The following is a 17,831-nucleotide window of genomic DNA, read 5'->3' as shown; positions in this document are numbered from 1 at the left end:
ACCTATGCCGTAAGGGCGCGTCGATGGCAGTGCTCGAACGACCCCTGATCGCCCGGCCGCGCATCCTCCTGGTCGAAGACGACGAGGCCATCGCCGGGCTCACGGCCCGCTTCCTGCAGAATCACGGCCTTGAGTGCCACATTGCCGCAGGCGTTGCGGCGGCGGAACAATGCCTGTCCCGAGGCATGGTCGACCTGATCCTGCTGGACCTCGGCCTGCCAGACGGGGATGGGCTGACGATGTTGCGGGGTCAGTCCTGTCAGATTCCGGTCATCATCGTGACCGGCCGAGGTGACTCGGTGGATAGAGTCGTGGGCCTTGAGCTCGGTGCCGATGACTATGTCGCCAAGCCGTTTGATTACCGCGAACTGCTGGCCCGCATACATTCGGTGTTACGGCGTGCACAGCGCCCGTCGACCTCAGCCAGAGATGTTTTCCGCTTCGACGGGATACTCCTCAACGCGTCGGAGCGCGTGGTGCTTGACCGTAACGGAAACGCGGTCCGCTTGACCTCGGCCGAGTTCGATCTGCTTCACGCGCTGGTTCAAGGCGCCGGTACGGTGCTGAGCAGGGATCAGCTGATGAATTCGCTACACGGACGCGACGCGGGCCCGTTCGATCGTGCCATCGACGTCCACATCGGCCGACTGAGGCGCAAGCTTGAACGTGATCCGTCGCAGCCTCAGCTGATCCAGGCGACTCGAGGGGTCGGCTATCGCTTGGCTGCCAGCGTGTCGCCGTGAACGCACTGATGCTCCCGCAGCTGTTTGATATCGTTCCTGATGCGCTGCTGCTGGTGGATGCAGAGGGGCGCATCATCCGCGCCAATGGCAACGCAGAGCGTCTTTTCGGTCATGGCAATGACGGGCTCGTTGGCCTTTCCGTGGAGGCCCTGATGCCGGCCGACGCGAGAGAGCGACATCTGCAGCATCGCCTCGGTTACATGTCTTCCCCGCGCATCCGACCGATGGGCCAATCCGATCAGGTGCTGGTCGGTCAGAAGGCGGACGGTCAGCAGTTTCCGGTGGAAATCGCGTTGAGTCCGATCGAGACCGCACACGGACGACACTACCTCGCCTCGGTGCGCGATATTTCCGAGAGTCAACGCGTTCGGCAAGCCTTGGTGCGCGCCAGCTATGATGCCTTCATTGCACGGTTGGGACAGATGGCCCTGGACGCGGGCAGCGAGCAACAGCTTGTTCGCTCATTGCCTGGCATGCTTATCGATGAACTCCAGGCCGACGCAGTCGCGTTGGCCTTTCCTGAGTCGGATGGTCATGCGATAGATGTGCGCGTTGCCGGACAGATCAACGGCGAGGCCCTTCGCCACATACTGTCCTCGCGCTGGGCCCTGCTTGAAGCATCGCTTCCAGTGGACCGCGCCACCATCCTGGATGATCGGCAATTGGAACTGCTGGCCGAAGCTGGTGAGGGGTTTGCGTGTGGTGCAGCAACGCTGCTCCGTGACCGCGACCACCCGACAGGGATTCTGATGGTGCTTTCCACGGATACGCGACCGATCCAGCACGACATCCTTCATCTGATACAGGGCGTCGCAGTCCTGGTTGCGGCGATAATGCAGCGCCGCAGAACGGCGGAGCAACTCGCCCATGCGCAACGCCTGGATGCGCTCGGCCAGTTGACTGGCGGTATCGCGCACGATTTCAACAACTTGTTGACCATCATCTCCGGCAGCCTGCAGCTTCTTGATGACGAGTATGCTCCTCACCAGGGCGCGCGCGATCTTATCGCAGGCGCCCTCCACTCGGTGGCGCGCGGAGCATCCCTTACCTCCAAGTTGCTTGCCTTTGCAAGACGCCAACCCTTGGCTCCGCAATCGGTCAAGCTTCACCAGCTGGTCCACGATCTGGGCACCATGCTGCAACGAATCCTGGGCGAGTCATTCTCATTGACGATCGAATGCCACCGTGGCCTCCCACCTGCGCATGTGGACCCCTGCCAGCTTGAGACTGCGTTGGTCAACGTGGTGTTGAATGCGCGCGACGCCCTTCCGGGAAACGGCGAGATCCTGCTCTCGGTGGGCGAGCAATGGGTCAGACCGCAGGAGATGGAGGAGCTGCAGGCCGGGCACTACATTGTCATCCGGATCACGGACCGCGGCATGGGCATGTCCGCCAGTACCGCTCGGCGTGCAGTCGAACCCTTCTTCACAACCAAATCGATGGGCCAAGGAAGCGGGCTTGGCCTGAGCATGGTGTATGGCTTCACAAGACAGAGCCGAGGCATGTTGCACATTGACACCGTGCACGGCCGAGGCACAACGGTAAGCATGTACCTCCCGGTCGCCACGTCCCTGCCAGAGCGCGTGCTGCCCCCGCGACATCGCGTGGAGGGCGCGCGGCAGACCATTCTGGTGGTGGAAGACGATCCGGGCGTGCGACGGATTGCCGTATCGTTTCTCCAGGCGGCGGGCTATGTCACTTTGGAAGCATGTGACGCGGCCGAGGCACTTGCGATCGCAAAGATTCACCCGGAAACGGCCTTGGTCTTCAGCGACGTCATGCTGGGAGGCGCGATGAACGGCCATGCGCTGGCCTCCGCCTTGCGCGAGCAGCTGCCCGGCTTGGCGGTGCTCCTGACGACTGGCCACGATGACGCGCCCGACGCCACTCCCGACCTCGGGCACTGCGGCACCTTGCTACGCAAACCGTATCGGCGCGAGGATCTGTTGGTCGCGGTCCAGCAACTGATCGCTTGACAGCGGTTTTCGCACCCGACATGGGCGCCTCAAGAGGTCAGTTCAGCGTTGTTGACTGCGCACGCAGGCGCGACAGATCGACGATGCGTATATGGGAACGACTGACCTCGATCAGGCCTTGATCCTGCAATCTGTGCAACGCGCGGACGACTGTCTCGATCTGCATGGCAAGAAAACTGCCAATGTCGGCACGCGTCATACAGAGCAGCATCTGTGTCGCGCTGAAGCCGCGCTCGGCCAAGCGCGTGGAAAAATCAAGCAGGAACGATGTCAACCGCTGCTCGGCATTCAGGCTGCCGAGCGCCAGCATCCATTGCCAATCCCGTCTTATCTCCGAGGCGAGTATCCCGGTCAAGCGCGCCTCGAATCCAGGAAGGCACTGACGCAGAAGGAAGGGCTGCAGCTCCCATATCTCGCCGTCATTCAGCGCGATCACGTCGCATGGATACGCAGCCAAGTCCAGTGCTTCCTGCCCGAGCAGTTCGCCGCGCATCGGGAACGCCGTCACACGTTCTCGGCCGTCTTCACTGATGAGCGCACTTTTGAAGATGCCCGACCGCACCAGGAACAATCCACGAAATGGCTGGCCTGCGCGGATGACGTGCTGCTTCCTGCGAACACGGCGTCGGACCAGGGGCATGCCCTGCAGCAGGTGCTCCCAGTTCCCGCCAACACCGGCGGCGACGCCGCCTTGAAGGCCGAGCAAGGGTTCCACACCCGCCGTTTCGAACGTGACGTGACTGGGAGTTTCCCACATATCCGATCCTCCACCTGACCCATACCCAATCTAGGCACGGGCGGCTGCCTGGCGAATGGCGGTGGAGAACCGTTTTGTAAAGATCTGTAAAGAACCGCATCTCTTGATGCAGGTCAACACGCCCTCTTCCGGTACGCCGCCAAATGAAGACAGGTAAGGGGGGTGCTATGCGCACCTCCGGCCTGAAGAGGACGCTTTAGATGAATCGATTGAAAGGAAAGGTCTGCATCATCACGGGTGCGTCAGTGGGCATTGGCCGCGCCTGCGCAGTTCGCATGGCCGAAGCAGGCGCCGCGGTAGCCCTGTTCGACATACATGACGGAGAGGGCAACGCATTGGTCAATCAGCTGGCTGGCGCTGGCTCTGCCGCGATCTACTGGCACGTCGACGTTCGGGAGGAAGCCAGTGTGCAGAATGCCATCGACGCCGTCGTGGATCGGTTTGGGCGTCTGGATGTCATGGTCAACAATGCCGGAATCGCTGGCGTCAACCGTCCGACCCACGAGCTCAGCGAGGCCGATTGGGACCAGGTGCAGGCAGTAAATGTGAAAGGCGTCTTCTTCTGCACCAAGCATGCCCTGCCCCACATGCGCAGGAACCGTGTCGGCAGCATCATCAATCTTTCTTCCATCTATGGCCTGGTGGGCGCAGCGGACCTTCCCGCTTACCACGCATCCAAGGGTGCGGTCACGCTGATGAGCAAGACCGACGCGTTGACCTATGCGAGCGATGGCATTCGGGTCAATTCGGTGCACCCTGGCTTCATCTGGACGCCGCTTGTCGAGCAGCACCTGCGAGACAGCGGTACCGCTGATCTGGTCGCCGGTAGACACGCGCTGGATCAACTGCACCCGTTGGGTCATGTCGGTACGCCGGACGATATTGCCTGGGGAGTGGTCTACCTTGCATCGGAGGAATCCCGATTCGTCACGGGCTCGTCCCTGGTGATCGACGGCGGCTACACGGCGCGCTGAGCTTGCACGTAACACCACGTACGTTGACCTGGGTCAATTTGCTGGCTGCGGCAGGGTTCTAGCATGCATGCGTCCCCGTTAGCCGTGGCTGCCATGAACACTCCAGACCTCCCCTCTCCCCTGTCCCCCGAGCTCTTTCCACGCTGGATAGAGGTGCTGCGCGACCGTACGAGGGTGTTGATTCGACCCATCACGGCGGCGGACAGGGATATCGAGCGCGCGTTCATTGAGGGCTTGTCGCCACAGGCCCGCCGTTTCCGGTTCCTGGGCCAGATTCGTTCGCCCAGCGAGCAATTGCTGACGCAGTTGACGGTGCTGGACCATACTCACCAGGTCGCCTTTGCCGCGGTCGTTTCCGACGAGTCGGGTGAGCAGTTGATCGGCGTAAGCCGTTACAGCACCACTGCCTCCGGGGATGCTTGCGAGTGTGCGGTGACGGTCGCCGAAGAATGGCAGGGACGTGGACTGGGGGTGATCCTCATGAACCACCTGATCGCGATCGCCAGGTCGCAAGGCATCAAACAGATGTACTCGATTGACGACGCTCAGAACACACAGATGCGGGAGCTAGCCAAGCATCTGGGATTCAGTAGCCGTATCGATGCCGAAGACCATTGCCAGGTCATTCATGAGTTGATCCTCGATCCCAGTACCTGACATCGCGGAGGGCAGCATCGTGTCCAGCTTCTGTGGTGCTCAGGCGATCACGGCTTTCCTGTTCCGAGCGAAAGACAGCCCGCGCACGTCCCGTCACCATCGGCCCATCGCATCGGATTGGGGAACAACGCACGTACCGCCTGTCGGTCAGTGACCACGGGGTACTCCAGAAAGTGCGCGGCTACCGCATTGACCGAGTCTGTCGCGGCCAGATAGATGCACGCATCGGCCAGCCCCGACGATCGTGCCAGGGTTTCCGTCGTGGTGACCGGTGCCGCATACACCAACAGCGCCGGACCATACACGCGTACCATTCGCAAGGCAGCCTCAATGGTGGAGGGTGTCGCCGAGCCGTCATCGAGCACGATGATCGTTCGCTGCGCCAGTCCAGCCGATGAGCAGATTCCACAGCGCCTGCGATGCGCCTGAGCCTGGGCCACGAGCGCTTGCTGCACATCCTCGAGACCGGCTTTGCCGAGCGTTGTGTCTGGACTGCCCAACGGCGGTGACGATTCCGCCCGCTCCCTGCGGCTGGCGATCGCCACATCGAATGAAGCAGTGGCCCGCACGGCGGGCATACCCGCGAGCCTCAGCTGCGCCCCAAGCGCATCGGCGATGAGCCGTGCCATCGGCAACACGGCACATGAAACGGCCAGTATGGATGCCCGGCTTTGCTTGTACGCGCTCAACGCGTCCACGAGCCCGAGAGCTGCTTCAAGACAATCCCGGAAGACAAAGTGCGTCACGACGCTATCCTGTTTGGCAGAAGGTGCTTCTCGCCGCCCATGCCGCAGGGTGGCGACGCTCTATGGCCTCTGCGGGCCATGCCGGACCGTGCTCATCCCGCGTCCAGGTCAGTGTGCTGTAGATGCTCGGGGATGCATGTAGAGCACTACAGCTGCCGTTCAACAGCCAATGGCTACCGCCCTTCCTCTTATCTCAGTGGGCGAACAGTACTGGTATCGGACTGTGCCGGATCAGTGTGCGGGTGACGCCGCCAAACAGGAATTCCGAGGCACGGGATCTGCCGTAGCCACCGGCGACAATGCAATCGGCGCCGCTCTCCTTCACGAAGTTCAGTATGGCCGGTCCTGCCCCGCCCTCCTCATAACCGCGGTGCACAGGCGAGGCTGTTACGCCATGGCGCCGTAGATGAGCGACCAGGCGCAGACTCGCGTCGTCCTCCCTGCTCGGATCGTCCGGATCGGAATCGATATACAACAGGTGCACGCGCTGTGCAGCGATCAACAACGGCAAGGCATCATGCACCGCGCGAATGGCTTCCCGGGTGCTTTTCCACGCAATCACAACATGACGCGGCACCGCGTCGCGGGCGCCCGGCGGGACAAGCAGCAACGGCACCCCCGATTCCACCAGCAACGAGGAGACAAGCGTGTCCTCAGTGCCGGGGTCATCGCGATGCAACCCCAGGATGGTCAGGTCAACGCATCCTGCCTGAGGCATCACCTGATCCACCGGCCCCTCCCACACTCTCTCGTTCGCACACACGAGCCAATCCACACCTGCGCCTGCCAGCCGCTCCTTCAGCGTGGTGGCAAGCACCCTGACCGTTTCCTTGGCCGGCTCGTGAAGAGCGGTGTAGACGGCTGGGTAGTACATCCAACCCGTCGCGACCGGCACAACCACACTGGCCCCAGCCAGTGCTACCAGCCGGCTCCCCTGCTCACGCGAAAGCGCCGTGGCGAGACCCAGCGCCTGCTCATGCAGGCTGCCCAAGACGAAGGGCAACAGAATGTCGCAGTACATGCTCGCTCTCCCCGGGGTGAAAGAGCCGGTAGCTTGACCCCTGCGCGACGAATGAACTTGATCGAAGTCAATCAAAATTCCCCTGGATCGTTGACCTGGGTCAAGTCATCCCGGGATTCGTTCTGGACAAATGCCGGAGCAGAATCGCCTTTGACCGATTCCAGTGGGCAACCAGACATGCTGAGCATCGTCCAGGATCCGGCAGGCACCGCCGCGGGGCTGATTACCGCCGCTGTCGTCGGCGCCGTTGTTGGACTGGTCTGGCAGCGGGCAGGCGGGAGGATGGCGGCGGCCCACACGCGCATTGGCGGCAGTGTTGTGCTTGCGCTGGTCGCGATCTCAGGCGGGTTGGGAGCGCTGCTGGGAGGCGCGGCTCTGGTAGCTGGCGCGGTACTGCTGGGCCTGGTTGTCTGCCCTCGCCGGCGATACTCCCAGGCAGCTGCCGCCCATCTGATTGTGCTGCCTGCCCTGTATCTGGTCGGCGCCCTTGCAGTAAGTACACCGGCAACGGCGATCCTCGCCGGCAGTGCCATCCTGGTGATACTGGTTGGGGGGCCTGCCCTGATACGGAAGGTGAATGCGAATGTTTCCAACCGGGACCTTCGGGACATCGCAACGGTGCTGGCTGCGGGCTTTCTGATCCTTCCCTTGCTTCCAGACCGCACCGTCGACCCTTGGGAAGTCATCAACCCGAGTCGGCTCGGCACCCTCATCGTGGCGCTGATGGCAGTCAGCGTCGGAGCGCACCTGGCGCTGCGCCATCTGGGGCCCAGGTCGGCGTTGGCCTTGACCGGCTTCGCCGGTGGGTTCGTCTCCAGTACCGCCACCATCGCCGCAATGGCGGACGGGGCGCGGTCGTCGCCCCGACTGGCGCCTGCCTTCGCAGGAGCGGCCTTGCTTTCCAACGTGGCCATGATCCTGCAGTTGGGCCTGGTAATGGGCACGCTCGCGCCTGCATTGCTCGCCTACAGCATGGTCCCGCTGGTCTGCTCGGCAATCGTGGCCATGGGGACAGCATTGGCATTCGGATGGCGGTCCTTGCTCAGTACCTCAACAGTGTCCGGGCTGGCCATCGTGCGGCCATTCAAACCGTTGGCGATACTGGTTTTTGTTGGGCTGATCGTCATTCTGCTTCTGGCAGCAAGTCTGCTGCGAGACTGGCTGGGTGACGAGAGCCTGCCCTGGACTCTGGGTATCTCCGGCATTGCCGACGTTCACGCCGCCACCGCCTCTGCCGCCCAGATGGTGGGTGCGGAGCGGATCAGCAACGGTATCGCGATACAGGCGATCACCATCGCACTTGCGACCAACTCATTGCTGAAATGCTTGATTGCCGCGGCAAGAGGCGGATGGCGCTTCTCTGCTCCGTTGTTGATCGGGACCAGCCTGATCGTCGGAACATTCGCTGTGGCCGCCGGGCGTAGCGGGTGATCGTCAACACCTTGACCCACGTCAATATCTCCTCGCAGGACTGGCGGAGAATGCGGGGCAACGCCGGCCTCTGTGTGCAACAGCCAAGATGGATATTCTTGTCCCTTTGACGGATACGCCCGCTGATGCTTCTGCCATGCAGCTGGCAGCAGCGCTTGTCGGCGCCCGTGGCGGGCACGTCACGCTGGTGCAGCCAGTGGAATCTCCGTTGCCCGACGTTGCACGCACCGAAGTCCCGCCCAGAGTCGCCACGCTCTTGCGCCGGGTTGCGCAGTGGAGCGTTCCGCATGACATCCAGATCGAGGACGGGCGCGCGGAACGTCCTGTGGACGCGATTGCCCTGCGCGCACAGGGTTTCGACCAGCTGATAATGGCGTGCGCCGGACATGACGACGCCGAGCGCAGGCTGCAACATGCTCAGTTCTCTTCACTGGTGAGCCGATCCGGACGCCCCATCCTGGCATTGCCAGGGAGAACCCGTTTCGACGGAATCTTCAAGCGGGCCGTCATCGGCTGGAGTGCAACCCCCGAATCCGCTCGCGCGGCACATGATTTCCTGAGATTGGATTTCGCGTGTGCCCTTGTGGTTACCACCGTGGACGGAAGTGACCGGGTCAATGAACATGCTCAGGCGTTCGTCAACAGTCTGGTGCGGCAGGGGCGAGAGGCGACATTTACTCCCGTGTCGTCAGATGGGAGGAGCGTGGCTGAAGCGCTGCTGGGCCACGCATTCGATAGTCAGGCGGATCTACTCGTCTGCGGCGCCTATGGCCATTCGCGCGCGCGCGAATGGCTGCTGGGGGGAACGACGAGGGAGCTCTTCGAGCGCACCCTCACTCCCCTGTTCCTGTCACGTTGACGCACCCGGATGCCAGAGCCATGTTGAAGGATATTCTTGTGCCTTTGTCAGACTCATCAGCAGATGACGCGGCCATCCGCTTCGCCGTCGAGATCGGCAGGTCGCAGGACGCGCGGGTGCGCATCATCGAAACGGTCGACCTGCCTCCGCCGGCGATCGGGACTGCTGATCCGACACCCCGCGCATCGTTCCTGGCTGCCCAGGACGCATGTCGGCGGGAGGCCTCGGAAAGAGCCTCAAGGATCAGGGCCAGAATCGCGGAGCACCCTGGTGTTTCCGTGGAAGTTCACGAAGCGGGCATTGAATCTCCTGCAGAGCTCGCCGCTCGACTGGCCTTCTCTGCGGATCTGGCCATTGTCGGGGGCTGGTCAGGATTCGCCAGCGCCGACCCAGCGGGCGCGGCCCTGTTCAATGCGCTGCTTTTTGACGCGGGAAGGCCCGTCGTGGTGGTGCCGCCGCATTGGCGGGCAAGCGACCACTCGTGTGCGATTGTGGGTTGGAAAGACACCCCAAACGCATGCCGCGCCCTGCACAGCGCGATCCCATTGCTACAGCAGTTGCAGACTGTCCTTCTGGTGGAGATATGCAGCCATTCGGACGAGATGGAGGGTGCTGCTGGCACTGTCACAGCTTCCCTCATTGAACACCTCCGGAGCTGGGGCATCGCCGCATCGACCACCCGGCTGCTTGCCAGACACCGCCGTTCCAGCGAGGTCCTGCTCGATCACGCCCGCGCGACCAAGGCGACGTTGATCGTGGTTGGCGGATACGGACACTCCCGCCTGCGCGAGCGGACCATCGGAGGGATGACGATGGAGCTATTGCAGGGGGCGACCATTCCGGTCCTTTATGCCCATTGAGTACCCCCAACGCCAGGATCGTGCCTCGGCAACGGCGAAAGGCAGATTGGGGAGCACGCAGTCGGGCTCCTGGCGCTTCGCGCTGTTCTCCCTTGGAATCTACATAGGGTGCTGGCTGCTTGCCGCAGTCGAACCCTACCACCGGCGCGACTGGTTGCTGGAGAATCTGCTGGTATTCATCGCCATTCCCTACGTTGTCTTCCAGCAGTGGAAGCGCCCGTTCCGGCCCGCAACCAATGTCTCGCTTCTGCTTTTTCTGTGCCTTCATGCCGTTGGCGCTCATTTTACGTACTCGGAAGTCCCTTACGACGCTTGGGCGCAGAAACTGGCGGGCTACAGGATCACCGACCTGTTCGGCTGGGATCGCAACCATTTCGACAGACTCGTTCACCTCGCCTACGGCGTATTGGTCTTTCCCGCGGCGAGAGAGCTCTACGCAAGGCGTGCTGTGGCCAGCGAGCTGACGCTGACCCTGATTGCCACTCAGTTCATCGTCGCCACGTCCGCTGCCTATGAACTGATCGAATGGGGCGCGGTTCTGGTGGTCGACCAGGACCTTGGAATGGCTTATCTCGGCATCCAGGGCGACGTGTGGGATGCGCACAAGGATGTGCTGTTGGCGTCGGCTGGAGCGATCGTCAGCGCGGTGGGTGCGAGCGTACGGCATGCCACGTCTTCTCACTCCCGGTCGTCGGACTGATCCACGCAGAAGATCCTGTGCATGGCAACCAGCATCGCCTCAACGCGGCTGTCGTTGATGCGATAGAAGACTGAACGGGATTCTCGCCGGGTCGTCACCAAATGCCGCTGACGCAGTTCGGCGAGCTGCTGGGAAAGGGCCGGCTGTCGGATGCCGGTGGCCTCTTCGAGGCCACCCACGGTCGACTCCCCTTGGGACAATTGGCAGAGCAACAGCAGACGCGACGGCGTGGCCATGAAGCGCAGCAACTCGGCCACTTCAGGCGCCCGTTCCTTCATGTCGGCCAGGTTGTTGGCGGTGAGGCGGTTGGTCAAGAGCGGGGCACCAGAGAGGAGAGCTGGAGCGTACCTGTTAATCCGCACGCCAGCTGAATCGGACAAAGGACACGAGAAAGCACTTACATAGTTTATATAAGTATGTATTAATATCCATCATCCAACCACCGGGAGCGAGTCGTGAACAGGCCTGTCGTCGTCGATTCTTCATTGGAGAGAGCTCAAGACATCGTGCGTGAAGCGCGAGGTGGCCGCACGCCTTCGCCTTGCGTGAAGACGTTCTTCGACCCCGCCACCTTTACGGCCAGCCACGTGGTACGCGACCCCCGGTCTTCGGCGTGCGCCATCATCGACAGCGTTCTTGATTTCGATATGCCCTCTGGACGCACCTCGACCGACTCCGCCGCGGCGCTGGTCCAGTACATTCATGACGAAGGGCTGCAGGTTCAGTGGCTGCTGGAAACGCATGCCCACGCCGATCACCTTTCCGCTGCACCGTGGTTGCAGCGGCAGGTCGGCGGAACGCTTGCCATTGGCGAGCACATCACCGGCGTGCAGGACACCTTCGGCAAGGTGTTCAACGCTGGCAAGGAGTTCAAGCGCGACGGGAGCCAATTCGACCATCTGTTTGCCGATGGCGCGGAGTTCACCGTTGGGAATCTCCAGGCAACTGCCTTGCACGTGCCCGGCCACACCCCTGCGTGCATGGCCTACGTCATCGGGGATGCGGTGTTTCCCGGCGACACTCTGTTCATGCCGGACTACGGCACGGCCCGCTGCGACTTCCCCGGTGGCTCGGCCCGCCAGCTCTATCGTTCCATCCAACGTCTACTGGCCCTGCCGGATGACGCCCGGGTGTTCCTCTGCCACGACTACAAGGCCACGGGCCGGGATCGGTTCGCATGGGAAACCACCATAGGGGCGGAACGAACCGCGAATATCCATGTGCATCAAGGCGTGACGGAGGACATGTTCGTGGAGATGCGTGAGAGCCGCGACGCGACGCTCCCCATGCCGCGCCTGATCCTGCCCTCAGTGCAGGTCAACATGCGCGCGGGCCATCTGCCCGACCCGGATGACAATGGGGTGCGCTACCTCAAACTGCCGGTGGACCTGCTATGACCCTACCCTCTTTGGCTTGGTACTGGCCCGTCATCGGCGGCCTGATGATCGGTACGGCAGCGGGTGGGTTTCTGGTGCTGACCGGTCGCATTGCCGGCGTCTCCGGCTTGCTTGCCAACACTCTTGGCCTGTCGCCCGCTGGCGACCGTTCTTTGTCGGCCCTGTTCCTCGCAGGGCTGCTGGTGGCGTCCGGGCTGGCGCTCGCGGTCAAGCCCATTTCGCTGCCGTCGCTTTCAATCTCCGCTACGCCGTTGTTGGTGTTGGCCGGGCTGCTGGTCGGCTTTGGAACGCGCCTCGGATCTGGCTGCACGAGCGGTCACGGCGTTTGCGGCCTGGCCAGGCTGTCACCACGCTCCATGGTTGCCACGGGCGTTTTCATGCTCATGGGCATGGCTACCGTGGCGGTTGTCCGCATGATGATCGGAGGCGGAACATGATCCGGCTGGCGGCAGTTCTGTGTGGCGCCTTGTTTGGCCTGGGCCTGGTCGTCTCGGACATGGCCAATCCCGCGCGCGTACTCGCCTTTCTTGACGTCGCAGGCAGGTGGGATCCATCACTGGCACTTGTCATGGCCGGGGCGCTGATTCCGTCAGCGATCGCCTATCGATGGGTCCGCGCACGCAATGCTCCTGTGCTCGCTGCGGCGCTGCACATTCCCAATCAGCATCAGATCGACCGCAACCTGGTCATTGGCGCGGTAGTGTTTGGCGTTGGGTGGGGGCTGGCAGGCGTATGCCCGGGCCCGGCCATTGCACTGTTGCCAACGGGTCAACCCTTTGCACTCGTTTTCGCGGCCGCCATGGTCGTCGGCATGCTCCTCCACTGGCTCCTTCACCGTCCCCGCTCAACAGAGAATTCGCCATGAATCTGCACTCACTTGCGCCGAGCTTGCATGTGACCGACCAACTGGTTCCCACCGACATACCTGCCTTGAAAGAGGCGGGCATCTCGAGTGTTATCTGTAATAGACCCAACGGCGAGCAGCCGGACCAGCCCGATCACCTTGCACTGCAGGCGGCCTGCTCCAGGGCGGGCCTGGGCTTTGCTTATCTGCCCGTCGTGCCTGGCGGCATCACCGATGGACATGTGCAGCAGTTTGGCGTGCTGCTGGAACAACTGCCTGCACCCATCGTCGCTTACTGCAGGACCGGCACCCGCTCGACGTCGCTATGGGCCCTATCCCAGGTTCGTAGCGGCGGCGCTACGCCCGAACAGGTGCTGTCCATTGCCGGTGAGGCTGGTTACGACCTGTCCTCTCTTGCCTCGCGCCTGCGAGGCGGCACCTCCTCCCCTGCCTGACGGCCGACTGACATGCAAACCCATTTCCCGTTGCAGCTCGCACTGGGTGGACTCTCTGGCATTCTCGTCGGTTTCATACTCGGACTGGTCTTGGAGGCGGCTCCATCTTAGCTGTCCCGCTGATGCTCTACTTGGTGGGTATCAACAACCCTCACGTCGCCATAGGCACGAGCGCATTTGCGGTTGCTGCCAATGCACTCTCAAATCACTCATTTTCCTTACTGCAGCCTACATGAGCCTGCATGTGCTCTAACGCGATCCGAGCGATCGTAAAGCGGCTCCGGCCCAATCTATACAGAGGCGGCGCCATCTCCTAACCCCCGATAACGATCCCTAATCCTAATGTTGGATGGCAGCTCCCCTGCCCTATCCGCTGTGCCAAGGTCCGCTTCCGGCCAGGAGCGGACGTCGTTCAGGTGCCTTCGACGGGCTCTGCGTACGCGGGTCGATGCGAGCGCCTTGCCGATCTGACCCGACCCAACTACCGACGATAGTCAACCAACGAGACCGAGTTGGTGGCGGCCGTCCCGCAGCAGGGCAAAGCGGGCTGCGGCGTCCCCGGCGAGCGGCGGGAGTCGCCGCCCGAATTCTAGCGCTTGCCGGTGACGCTGGTAGAGCGCCTGGTTTTGGGCGCTGGAGTGGCCTGCCCTGCGGTTGGCTTGGTCCGGCGCGCACGTTTGGAGGTGCCTGGCACGGAGCTACCTGCAGCGACTTCCACCGCGCGCTCGAGCGTGACCACCATCGCCCGAAGCGTATCTGCGTGCTGTTGGAGATGGAGGGCGCGTTGGCGCTCCTGATCTGCAACCGTGATGGCCTCATCCCGTTCCCGGGCAGTCACTCCCAGTTGCTGCTCAAGGGCGACGACTGTGCTGCGTGATTGGCCTTCTTGCTGCCGTAGTCGCGAGCCTAGGGCCTGCGCATCTTGCCGCACTCGGTCCAGCTCGGTGTTCAAGCGTTCTTCGGTCGATCGGGTATAGGCCATGAGATCGGCGCGTTCGGTCTGATCGATCTGGTGTTGGCGTGCTTGCGCCTCTTGTTGCGACTGCAATTGACCCTCTAGGCGCTCGGCGCGGGCGTACGCGCCATCGCGCTGCGCTTCCAGTTCCTTGCCACGAGCGACGAGGCTTTCCAGCTTGTCCTGCAATGCTTCGATGGTGCTCTCCGCCGCCACGACCTGGGCATTGGCCTGTTGCAGCAGCCTGGCCTCTTCCGCGCGCAGTTCGTGTTGGTCCGCCAGTAGGGCGCGCTGTTGGTCCAGCGCAGTACGCTCTGCAGCGAGCGCTGCGTGGGCGTGTTCCCGCGCCTCTTCCAGGGCTGCGTTCCAACAGCGCTGGGACAGCGTCACCACCGCGTCGGGCAGGTCGGGTCGGTCCGTCTCGATGGCGCGCTGGCGCAGTCGTGCGCCCACGCTGGACCACCACGTCTCCAGCCATCGGGTCACCGTATTGGGTGAGCCGGTACCCAGGTGGGTGCGGATCCGCTCCACGGTGGGTCGCTCGCCCAGGCTGACGATGTCGTCGGCGGCGTGGTGGACGTCCAGTTCGGTCAGGCCGCGGGCCATGGCATGGTCTCCTCTGTGCGGTAAGGGCGGCGCCCGGCGTCTACTTCCGATAATGTAGAATTATCGGAAGTAGAAACCCGGATGTGTAGTGAGACATACATAGTACATATGAAATCCATCACCTCCGCGACCGTCGGTCGGCTCCCCACCCTGCCCGACCCGGCCCGCCTGTCGGCGCAGGCCGCCACCGCTGCCGACCAGATCCTGGCGGCGGCGCGCAGCGCCAATACCACCCGCAGCTACCGCACCGCCCTGCGCTACTGGGCCGGCTGGTACCAGGGCCGCTACGGCCAGCCGCTGCGCCTGCCGCTGCCGGCGGCAACGGTGGTGCAGTTCATCGTCGACCACGTGGCCCGCGACACCGCCGAGGGCGTGCGCTGGGAGTTGCCGGCCGCGCTGGACCAGGCGCTGGTGGGGGCCAAGTTGAAGAGCCGCCTCGGCCCCTGGCGGTTGGCCACCCTCACCCACCGCGTCTCGGTGCTGAGCAAGGTCCATCAGCTGCAGCAACTGGCCAATCCCAGTGACAGCGTCGAGGTGCGCCAGCTGCTGGCCAGCGCCCGCCGGGCCGCGCACAAGCGCGGCGAGCGCCCGCACAAGAAAGCGGCGATCACCCGAGTCGAGCTGCACGCGCTGCTGGCCACCTGCGGCCCCGACCTGGCCGGGGTGCGCGATCGCGCCCTGCTCTACTTCGGCTTTGCCACTGGCGGTCGACGCCGCAGCGAAGTAGCGGCAGCGACGTTGGCCCATCTGCGTGCACTGCCCGAGGGCGGCTTTGTCTACCACCTGGACCAAGGCAAGACCCTGCAGGACGGCCCCAAGATCGGTGGCAGTCCGGACAAGCCGCTGCTGGGCGCCGCCGCAACCGCGCTGCAGGCCTGGCTGGGCGCCGCCAAGCTCACCGAAGGCGCGCTGTTTCGCCGGGTGTGGGGCGACCGGGTCGGCCCGGCCCTGAGCGATCGCGCCATCGCCCTGATCATCCAGCGCCGCGCCGCGCTGGCGGGGCTAAACGGGGACTTCGGCGGGCACAGCCTGCGCTCAGGCTTCATCACCGAAGGGGCGCGCCAGGGCGTGGCTCTGCCCGCCCTGATGGCGATGACCGATCACCGCTCGGTGGCCAGTGTGATCGGTTACTTCCAGCAAGGCGGCGCTGTGAACAACCCTGCCGCGCGACTATCCGAAGCGCTCTGACGGCTGCCTAGACCTTCCACGTCCAGCTGGAGCCATGAATGCGGCGATTGTCCTGCTGGGTCCAGTTGTAGGGTTTCCACATCAAGGTCGGCGGCGCGCCGCCATACTTTGACTCATCCGCCAGCCGGGTGAACACCTCGCCGGTAATCCACGTGGACGGCTCCAGGTCCAGCTCGGTCAGCTTGGCGGCGTGGTTGGCGGCGCGGCCCACCCATACGATGTCATTACCGCCGCGAACCCCGGTGCGCGCAGCGCGAATGGTGCTGCTGTCGATTCCGACCACCTGCTTCACGGTGCCGGTCCAGTCTGGATACTGCCGCTGCAGTGCCGGTACGACGATGTTCCTGACCGCGTAGTTGATTTTTAATCCTGCTTTGGCCGCCGGCGTGGCTTGCCTGTTACCGACCCAGATGCCCATGACGCGATCACCGTCGTAGGAGGTGATCTTGCCGCCCTCCTTCTTGATGATGGTCGCGGCGCAGTGCAAGAACGCCTTGTAAATCTCCGCGCTCAGCCACCAATGCTCGGCATCGACCATCTTGGTGGAGCCCTTGAGGTCTGCGTACAGAACGGTGGCGCGATCAAACTCGACTGCGTCATTGCCCAGCCGCAGATCCTCAGGGTCGGGCACAACTTGGCCCTGTCGGGTTGACCATCCGTTTTGCGCAATCGCTTCGACTGCGGCCGTCATCTCTTCCAGCACTGTCATGGTCAGTCCCTCGGTCCAGCGGCGAGAATCCGGGCGCGGATCTGCTCGCATGCTGGTGCCAGCAGGGCACGAGCATCGGCACCAGGTTTGTAGCGGTAAGGAACGGTAGTCAGCCCGGCCAGGTCGCTCGGCAGCTTCAGCTTGTCCTCGCGTGGCTCCATCAGGAAGGCGCGCCGACGTCCTAGGAACCCAATGAACATGCCCAGCTCAAAGACGACGTTGTCGCGCATGACCGGCCACTCGTCACCGCGGCTGATCACCATGTCGTCGGCATGCGCCACGGCAATGGCGAAGTCCGCCTGTTCCAGCTGGCCTTCCAGCTCATCCAGCGTGTAATTGGCAGCGCGGAAAACACCGTGGTCCCAGACTACCGTCAGGAAGGGATCGTGCTCGAAATGCTGAACCAGCAGGCGGGTGACCGGCAGCGCCTCCACCGAGGACATCACGAACACCCGAACCTGTTCGCGGGGTGCGGTGATCATCCTGTTGCGCTCCTTCAGCCGGCGCGACAGGGTGGCCGCCAGCCGCCGCCAGATCACCGGGTGCGCATCGGCAACGCGGCTGAAATCGCTTTCAGGCACCTTCAACACCACCGTAGGTTCGCTGGCGGTAATGGTCGCCGCACGCAGCTGGGTCGGCTCGATGGCCGCCATCTCCCCCACGTGGTCGCCCACGCGACGGGTGTTGACCACCTTGCCATTGACGACCACGTTGACCGCGCCGGCCACAATGAAAAACACGTCAGTCTCGGCATCGTCCTGGGTAATAAACGAGCTGCCAGCTGCCACTTCCAGCAGTTCGCCGGCCTCGGCCAGCTGCGTGGCAGCACCCTCCAGCCCCGCCAGAGTGCGGAACTCGGCCAACGCCGCCACCAGTCGCCTGCCGCCGTCGGCAGAAAGTCGCTCAAGAATGCTCGCCGCCATACCTTCCCTCCCTTGAAAGTGTGAACTGGC

At 63.2% G+C, this 17,831-nt stretch carries 20 protein-coding genes and 1 pseudogene; 14 read left to right on the top strand and 7 right to left on the bottom strand.

All coding sequences use genetic code 11. From position 1 onward, the window contains the following. Window positions 1–23 precede the first annotated feature (23 nt). Together ABE464_RS05590 and ABE464_RS05585 are read left to right on the top strand one after the other, a co-directional pair. Window positions 24–743: a response regulator transcription factor gene (locus tag ABE464_RS05590; protein ID WP_101101555.1), complete on the top strand. Its 720-nt coding sequence runs from the start codon at window positions 24–26 to the stop codon at window positions 741–743. After that, window positions 740–2,719 carry a PAS domain S-box protein gene (locus ABE464_RS05585; RefSeq protein WP_346471099.1) on the top strand — a complete coding sequence of 660 codons (1,980 nt, stop codon included), beginning with the start codon at window positions 740–742 and terminating at the stop codon, window positions 2,717–2,719. Before ABE464_RS05590 ends, ABE464_RS05585 begins: the two co-directional genes overlap by 4 nt. Window positions 2,720–2,756: 37 nt before the next feature. Here ABE464_RS05585 and ABE464_RS05580 read toward each other — a convergent pair whose 3' ends face one another. Continuing rightward, window positions 2,757–3,476, bottom strand: coding sequence for a helix-turn-helix domain-containing protein (locus ABE464_RS05580; protein ID WP_101101558.1), 720 nt, complete (start codon window positions 3,474–3,476; stop codon window positions 2,757–2,759). A gap of 200 nt (window positions 3,477–3,676) precedes the next feature. Between ABE464_RS05580 and ABE464_RS05575 the strand changes: the two genes are divergently transcribed. Both ABE464_RS05575 and ABE464_RS05570 read left to right on the top strand, forming a co-directional pair. Next, window positions 3,677–4,450 carry a glucose 1-dehydrogenase gene (locus ABE464_RS05575; RefSeq protein ID WP_346471098.1) on the top strand — a complete coding sequence of 258 codons (774 nt, stop codon included), beginning with the start codon at window positions 3,677–3,679 and terminating at the stop codon, window positions 4,448–4,450. A gap of 93 nt (window positions 4,451–4,543) precedes the next feature. Further along, window positions 4,544–5,107, top strand: coding sequence for a GNAT family N-acetyltransferase (locus tag ABE464_RS05570; RefSeq protein ID WP_346471097.1), 564 nt, complete (start codon window positions 4,544–4,546; stop codon window positions 5,105–5,107). 47 nt (window positions 5,108–5,154) lie between these two features. Here the strand turns inward: ABE464_RS05570 and ABE464_RS05565 are convergent, their stop codons facing one another. After that, a complete protein-coding gene (locus ABE464_RS05565) occupies window positions 5,155–5,853 on the bottom strand; it encodes a phosphoribosyltransferase family protein (RefSeq protein WP_101115981.1) in 699 nt (232 codons plus the stop codon). A gap of 193 nt (window positions 5,854–6,046) precedes the next feature. Further along, complete coding sequence (locus ABE464_RS05560; RefSeq protein WP_346471096.1) at window positions 6,047–6,874, bottom strand: universal stress protein; 828 nt, start codon at window positions 6,872–6,874, stop codon at window positions 6,047–6,049. Window positions 6,875–6,925: 51 nt separating this feature from the next. Here ABE464_RS05560 and ABE464_RS05555 point away from each other — a divergent pair, with 51 nt between their 5' ends. The 4 genes from ABE464_RS05555 (at window position 6,926) to ABE464_RS05540 (ending at window position 10,724) form a co-directional block, all read left to right on the top strand. Continuing rightward, the gene (locus tag ABE464_RS05555; RefSeq protein WP_346471095.1) at window positions 6,926–8,305 is read left to right on the top strand and encodes a DUF4010 domain-containing protein; all 1,380 of its coding nucleotides are present in this window, start codon (window positions 6,926–6,928) and stop codon (window positions 8,303–8,305) included. Between the two features lie 88 nt (window positions 8,306–8,393). Further along, complete coding sequence (locus tag ABE464_RS05550) at window positions 8,394–9,164, top strand: universal stress protein (RefSeq protein WP_101101568.1); 771 nt, start codon at window positions 8,394–8,396, stop codon at window positions 9,162–9,164. Between the two features lie 20 nt (window positions 9,165–9,184). After that, window positions 9,185–10,024 carry a universal stress protein gene (locus tag ABE464_RS05545; RefSeq protein ID WP_198551349.1) on the top strand — a complete coding sequence of 280 codons (840 nt, stop codon included), beginning with the start codon at window positions 9,185–9,187 and terminating at the stop codon, window positions 10,022–10,024. Next, window positions 10,014–10,724: a DUF2238 domain-containing protein gene (locus ABE464_RS05540; protein ID WP_101101572.1), complete on the top strand. Its 711-nt coding sequence runs from the start codon at window positions 10,014–10,016 to the stop codon at window positions 10,722–10,724. Before ABE464_RS05545 ends, ABE464_RS05540 begins: the two co-directional genes overlap by 11 nt. On the opposite strand, the gene ABE464_RS05535 is transcribed toward ABE464_RS05540, so the two are convergent. Beyond that, entirely contained in the window at window positions 10,703–11,002 is a 300-nt protein-coding gene (locus tag ABE464_RS05535) for a metalloregulator ArsR/SmtB family transcription factor (protein WP_101101781.1), read from the bottom strand. The two genes, ABE464_RS05540 and ABE464_RS05535, sit on opposite strands and share 22 nt — an antisense overlap. 228 nt (window positions 11,003–11,230) lie before the next feature. Between ABE464_RS05535 and ABE464_RS05530 the strand changes: the two genes are divergently transcribed. The 5 genes and pseudogenes from ABE464_RS05530 to ABE464_RS05510 form a co-directional block, all read left to right on the top strand. Then, a complete protein-coding gene (locus ABE464_RS05530) occupies window positions 11,231–12,121 on the top strand; it encodes an MBL fold metallo-hydrolase (protein WP_179459617.1) in 891 nt (296 codons plus the stop codon). Further along, complete coding sequence (locus ABE464_RS05525) at window positions 12,118–12,558, top strand: YeeE/YedE family protein (protein ID WP_101101574.1); 441 nt, start codon at window positions 12,118–12,120, stop codon at window positions 12,556–12,558. Before ABE464_RS05530 ends, ABE464_RS05525 begins: the two co-directional genes overlap by 4 nt. Further along, on the top strand, window positions 12,555–12,986 hold the full coding sequence (locus ABE464_RS05520) for a YeeE/YedE family protein (RefSeq protein ID WP_101101576.1): 432 nt from the start codon (window positions 12,555–12,557) through the stop codon (window positions 12,984–12,986). The genes ABE464_RS05525 and ABE464_RS05520 overlap by 4 nt, the downstream gene beginning before the upstream one ends. Further along, on the top strand, window positions 12,983–13,420 hold the full coding sequence (locus ABE464_RS05515) for a TIGR01244 family sulfur transferase (protein WP_101101578.1): 438 nt from the start codon (window positions 12,983–12,985) through the stop codon (window positions 13,418–13,420). Before ABE464_RS05520 ends, ABE464_RS05515 begins: the two co-directional genes overlap by 4 nt. A 12-nt stretch (window positions 13,421–13,432) precedes the next feature. Further along, window positions 13,433–13,626: pseudogene (locus tag ABE464_RS05510) on the top strand (TSUP family transporter); the annotation flags it as partial. A 383-nt stretch (window positions 13,627–14,009) separates the two neighbouring features. Here ABE464_RS05510 and ABE464_RS05505 read toward each other — a convergent pair. Beyond that, window positions 14,010–14,981 carry a DNA-binding protein gene (locus ABE464_RS05505; protein WP_346471094.1) on the bottom strand — a complete coding sequence of 324 codons (972 nt, stop codon included), beginning with the start codon at window positions 14,979–14,981 and terminating at the stop codon, window positions 14,010–14,012. Between the two features lie 108 nt (window positions 14,982–15,089). Between ABE464_RS05505 and ABE464_RS05500 the strand changes: the two genes are divergently transcribed. After that, entirely contained in the window at window positions 15,090–16,169 is a 1,080-nt protein-coding gene (locus ABE464_RS05500; RefSeq protein WP_346471093.1) for a site-specific integrase, read from the top strand. A gap of 7 nt (window positions 16,170–16,176) precedes the next feature. Here ABE464_RS05500 and ABE464_RS05495 read toward each other — a convergent pair whose 3' ends face one another. After that, window positions 16,177–16,878 carry an adenylate/guanylate cyclase domain-containing protein gene (locus ABE464_RS05495; RefSeq protein ID WP_346471092.1) on the bottom strand — a complete coding sequence of 234 codons (702 nt, stop codon included), beginning with the start codon at window positions 16,876–16,878 and terminating at the stop codon, window positions 16,177–16,179. Window positions 16,879–16,880: 2 nt separating this feature from the next. Then, entirely contained in the window at window positions 16,881–17,801 is a 921-nt protein-coding gene (locus ABE464_RS05490; RefSeq protein WP_346471091.1) for a TIR domain-containing protein, read from the bottom strand. Between the last annotated feature and the right edge of the window lie 30 nt (window positions 17,802–17,831).

Origin of the sequence: Stenotrophomonas sp. TWI587 (genome assembly GCF_039674145.1) — a bacterium.
GTDB classification, from domain to species: Bacteria; Pseudomonadota; Gammaproteobacteria; order Xanthomonadales; family Xanthomonadaceae; genus Stenotrophomonas; species Stenotrophomonas maltophilia_AY.
Note: the sequence above shows the minus strand (reverse complement) of the source record. Positions and strands in the feature narration are given on the sequence as shown.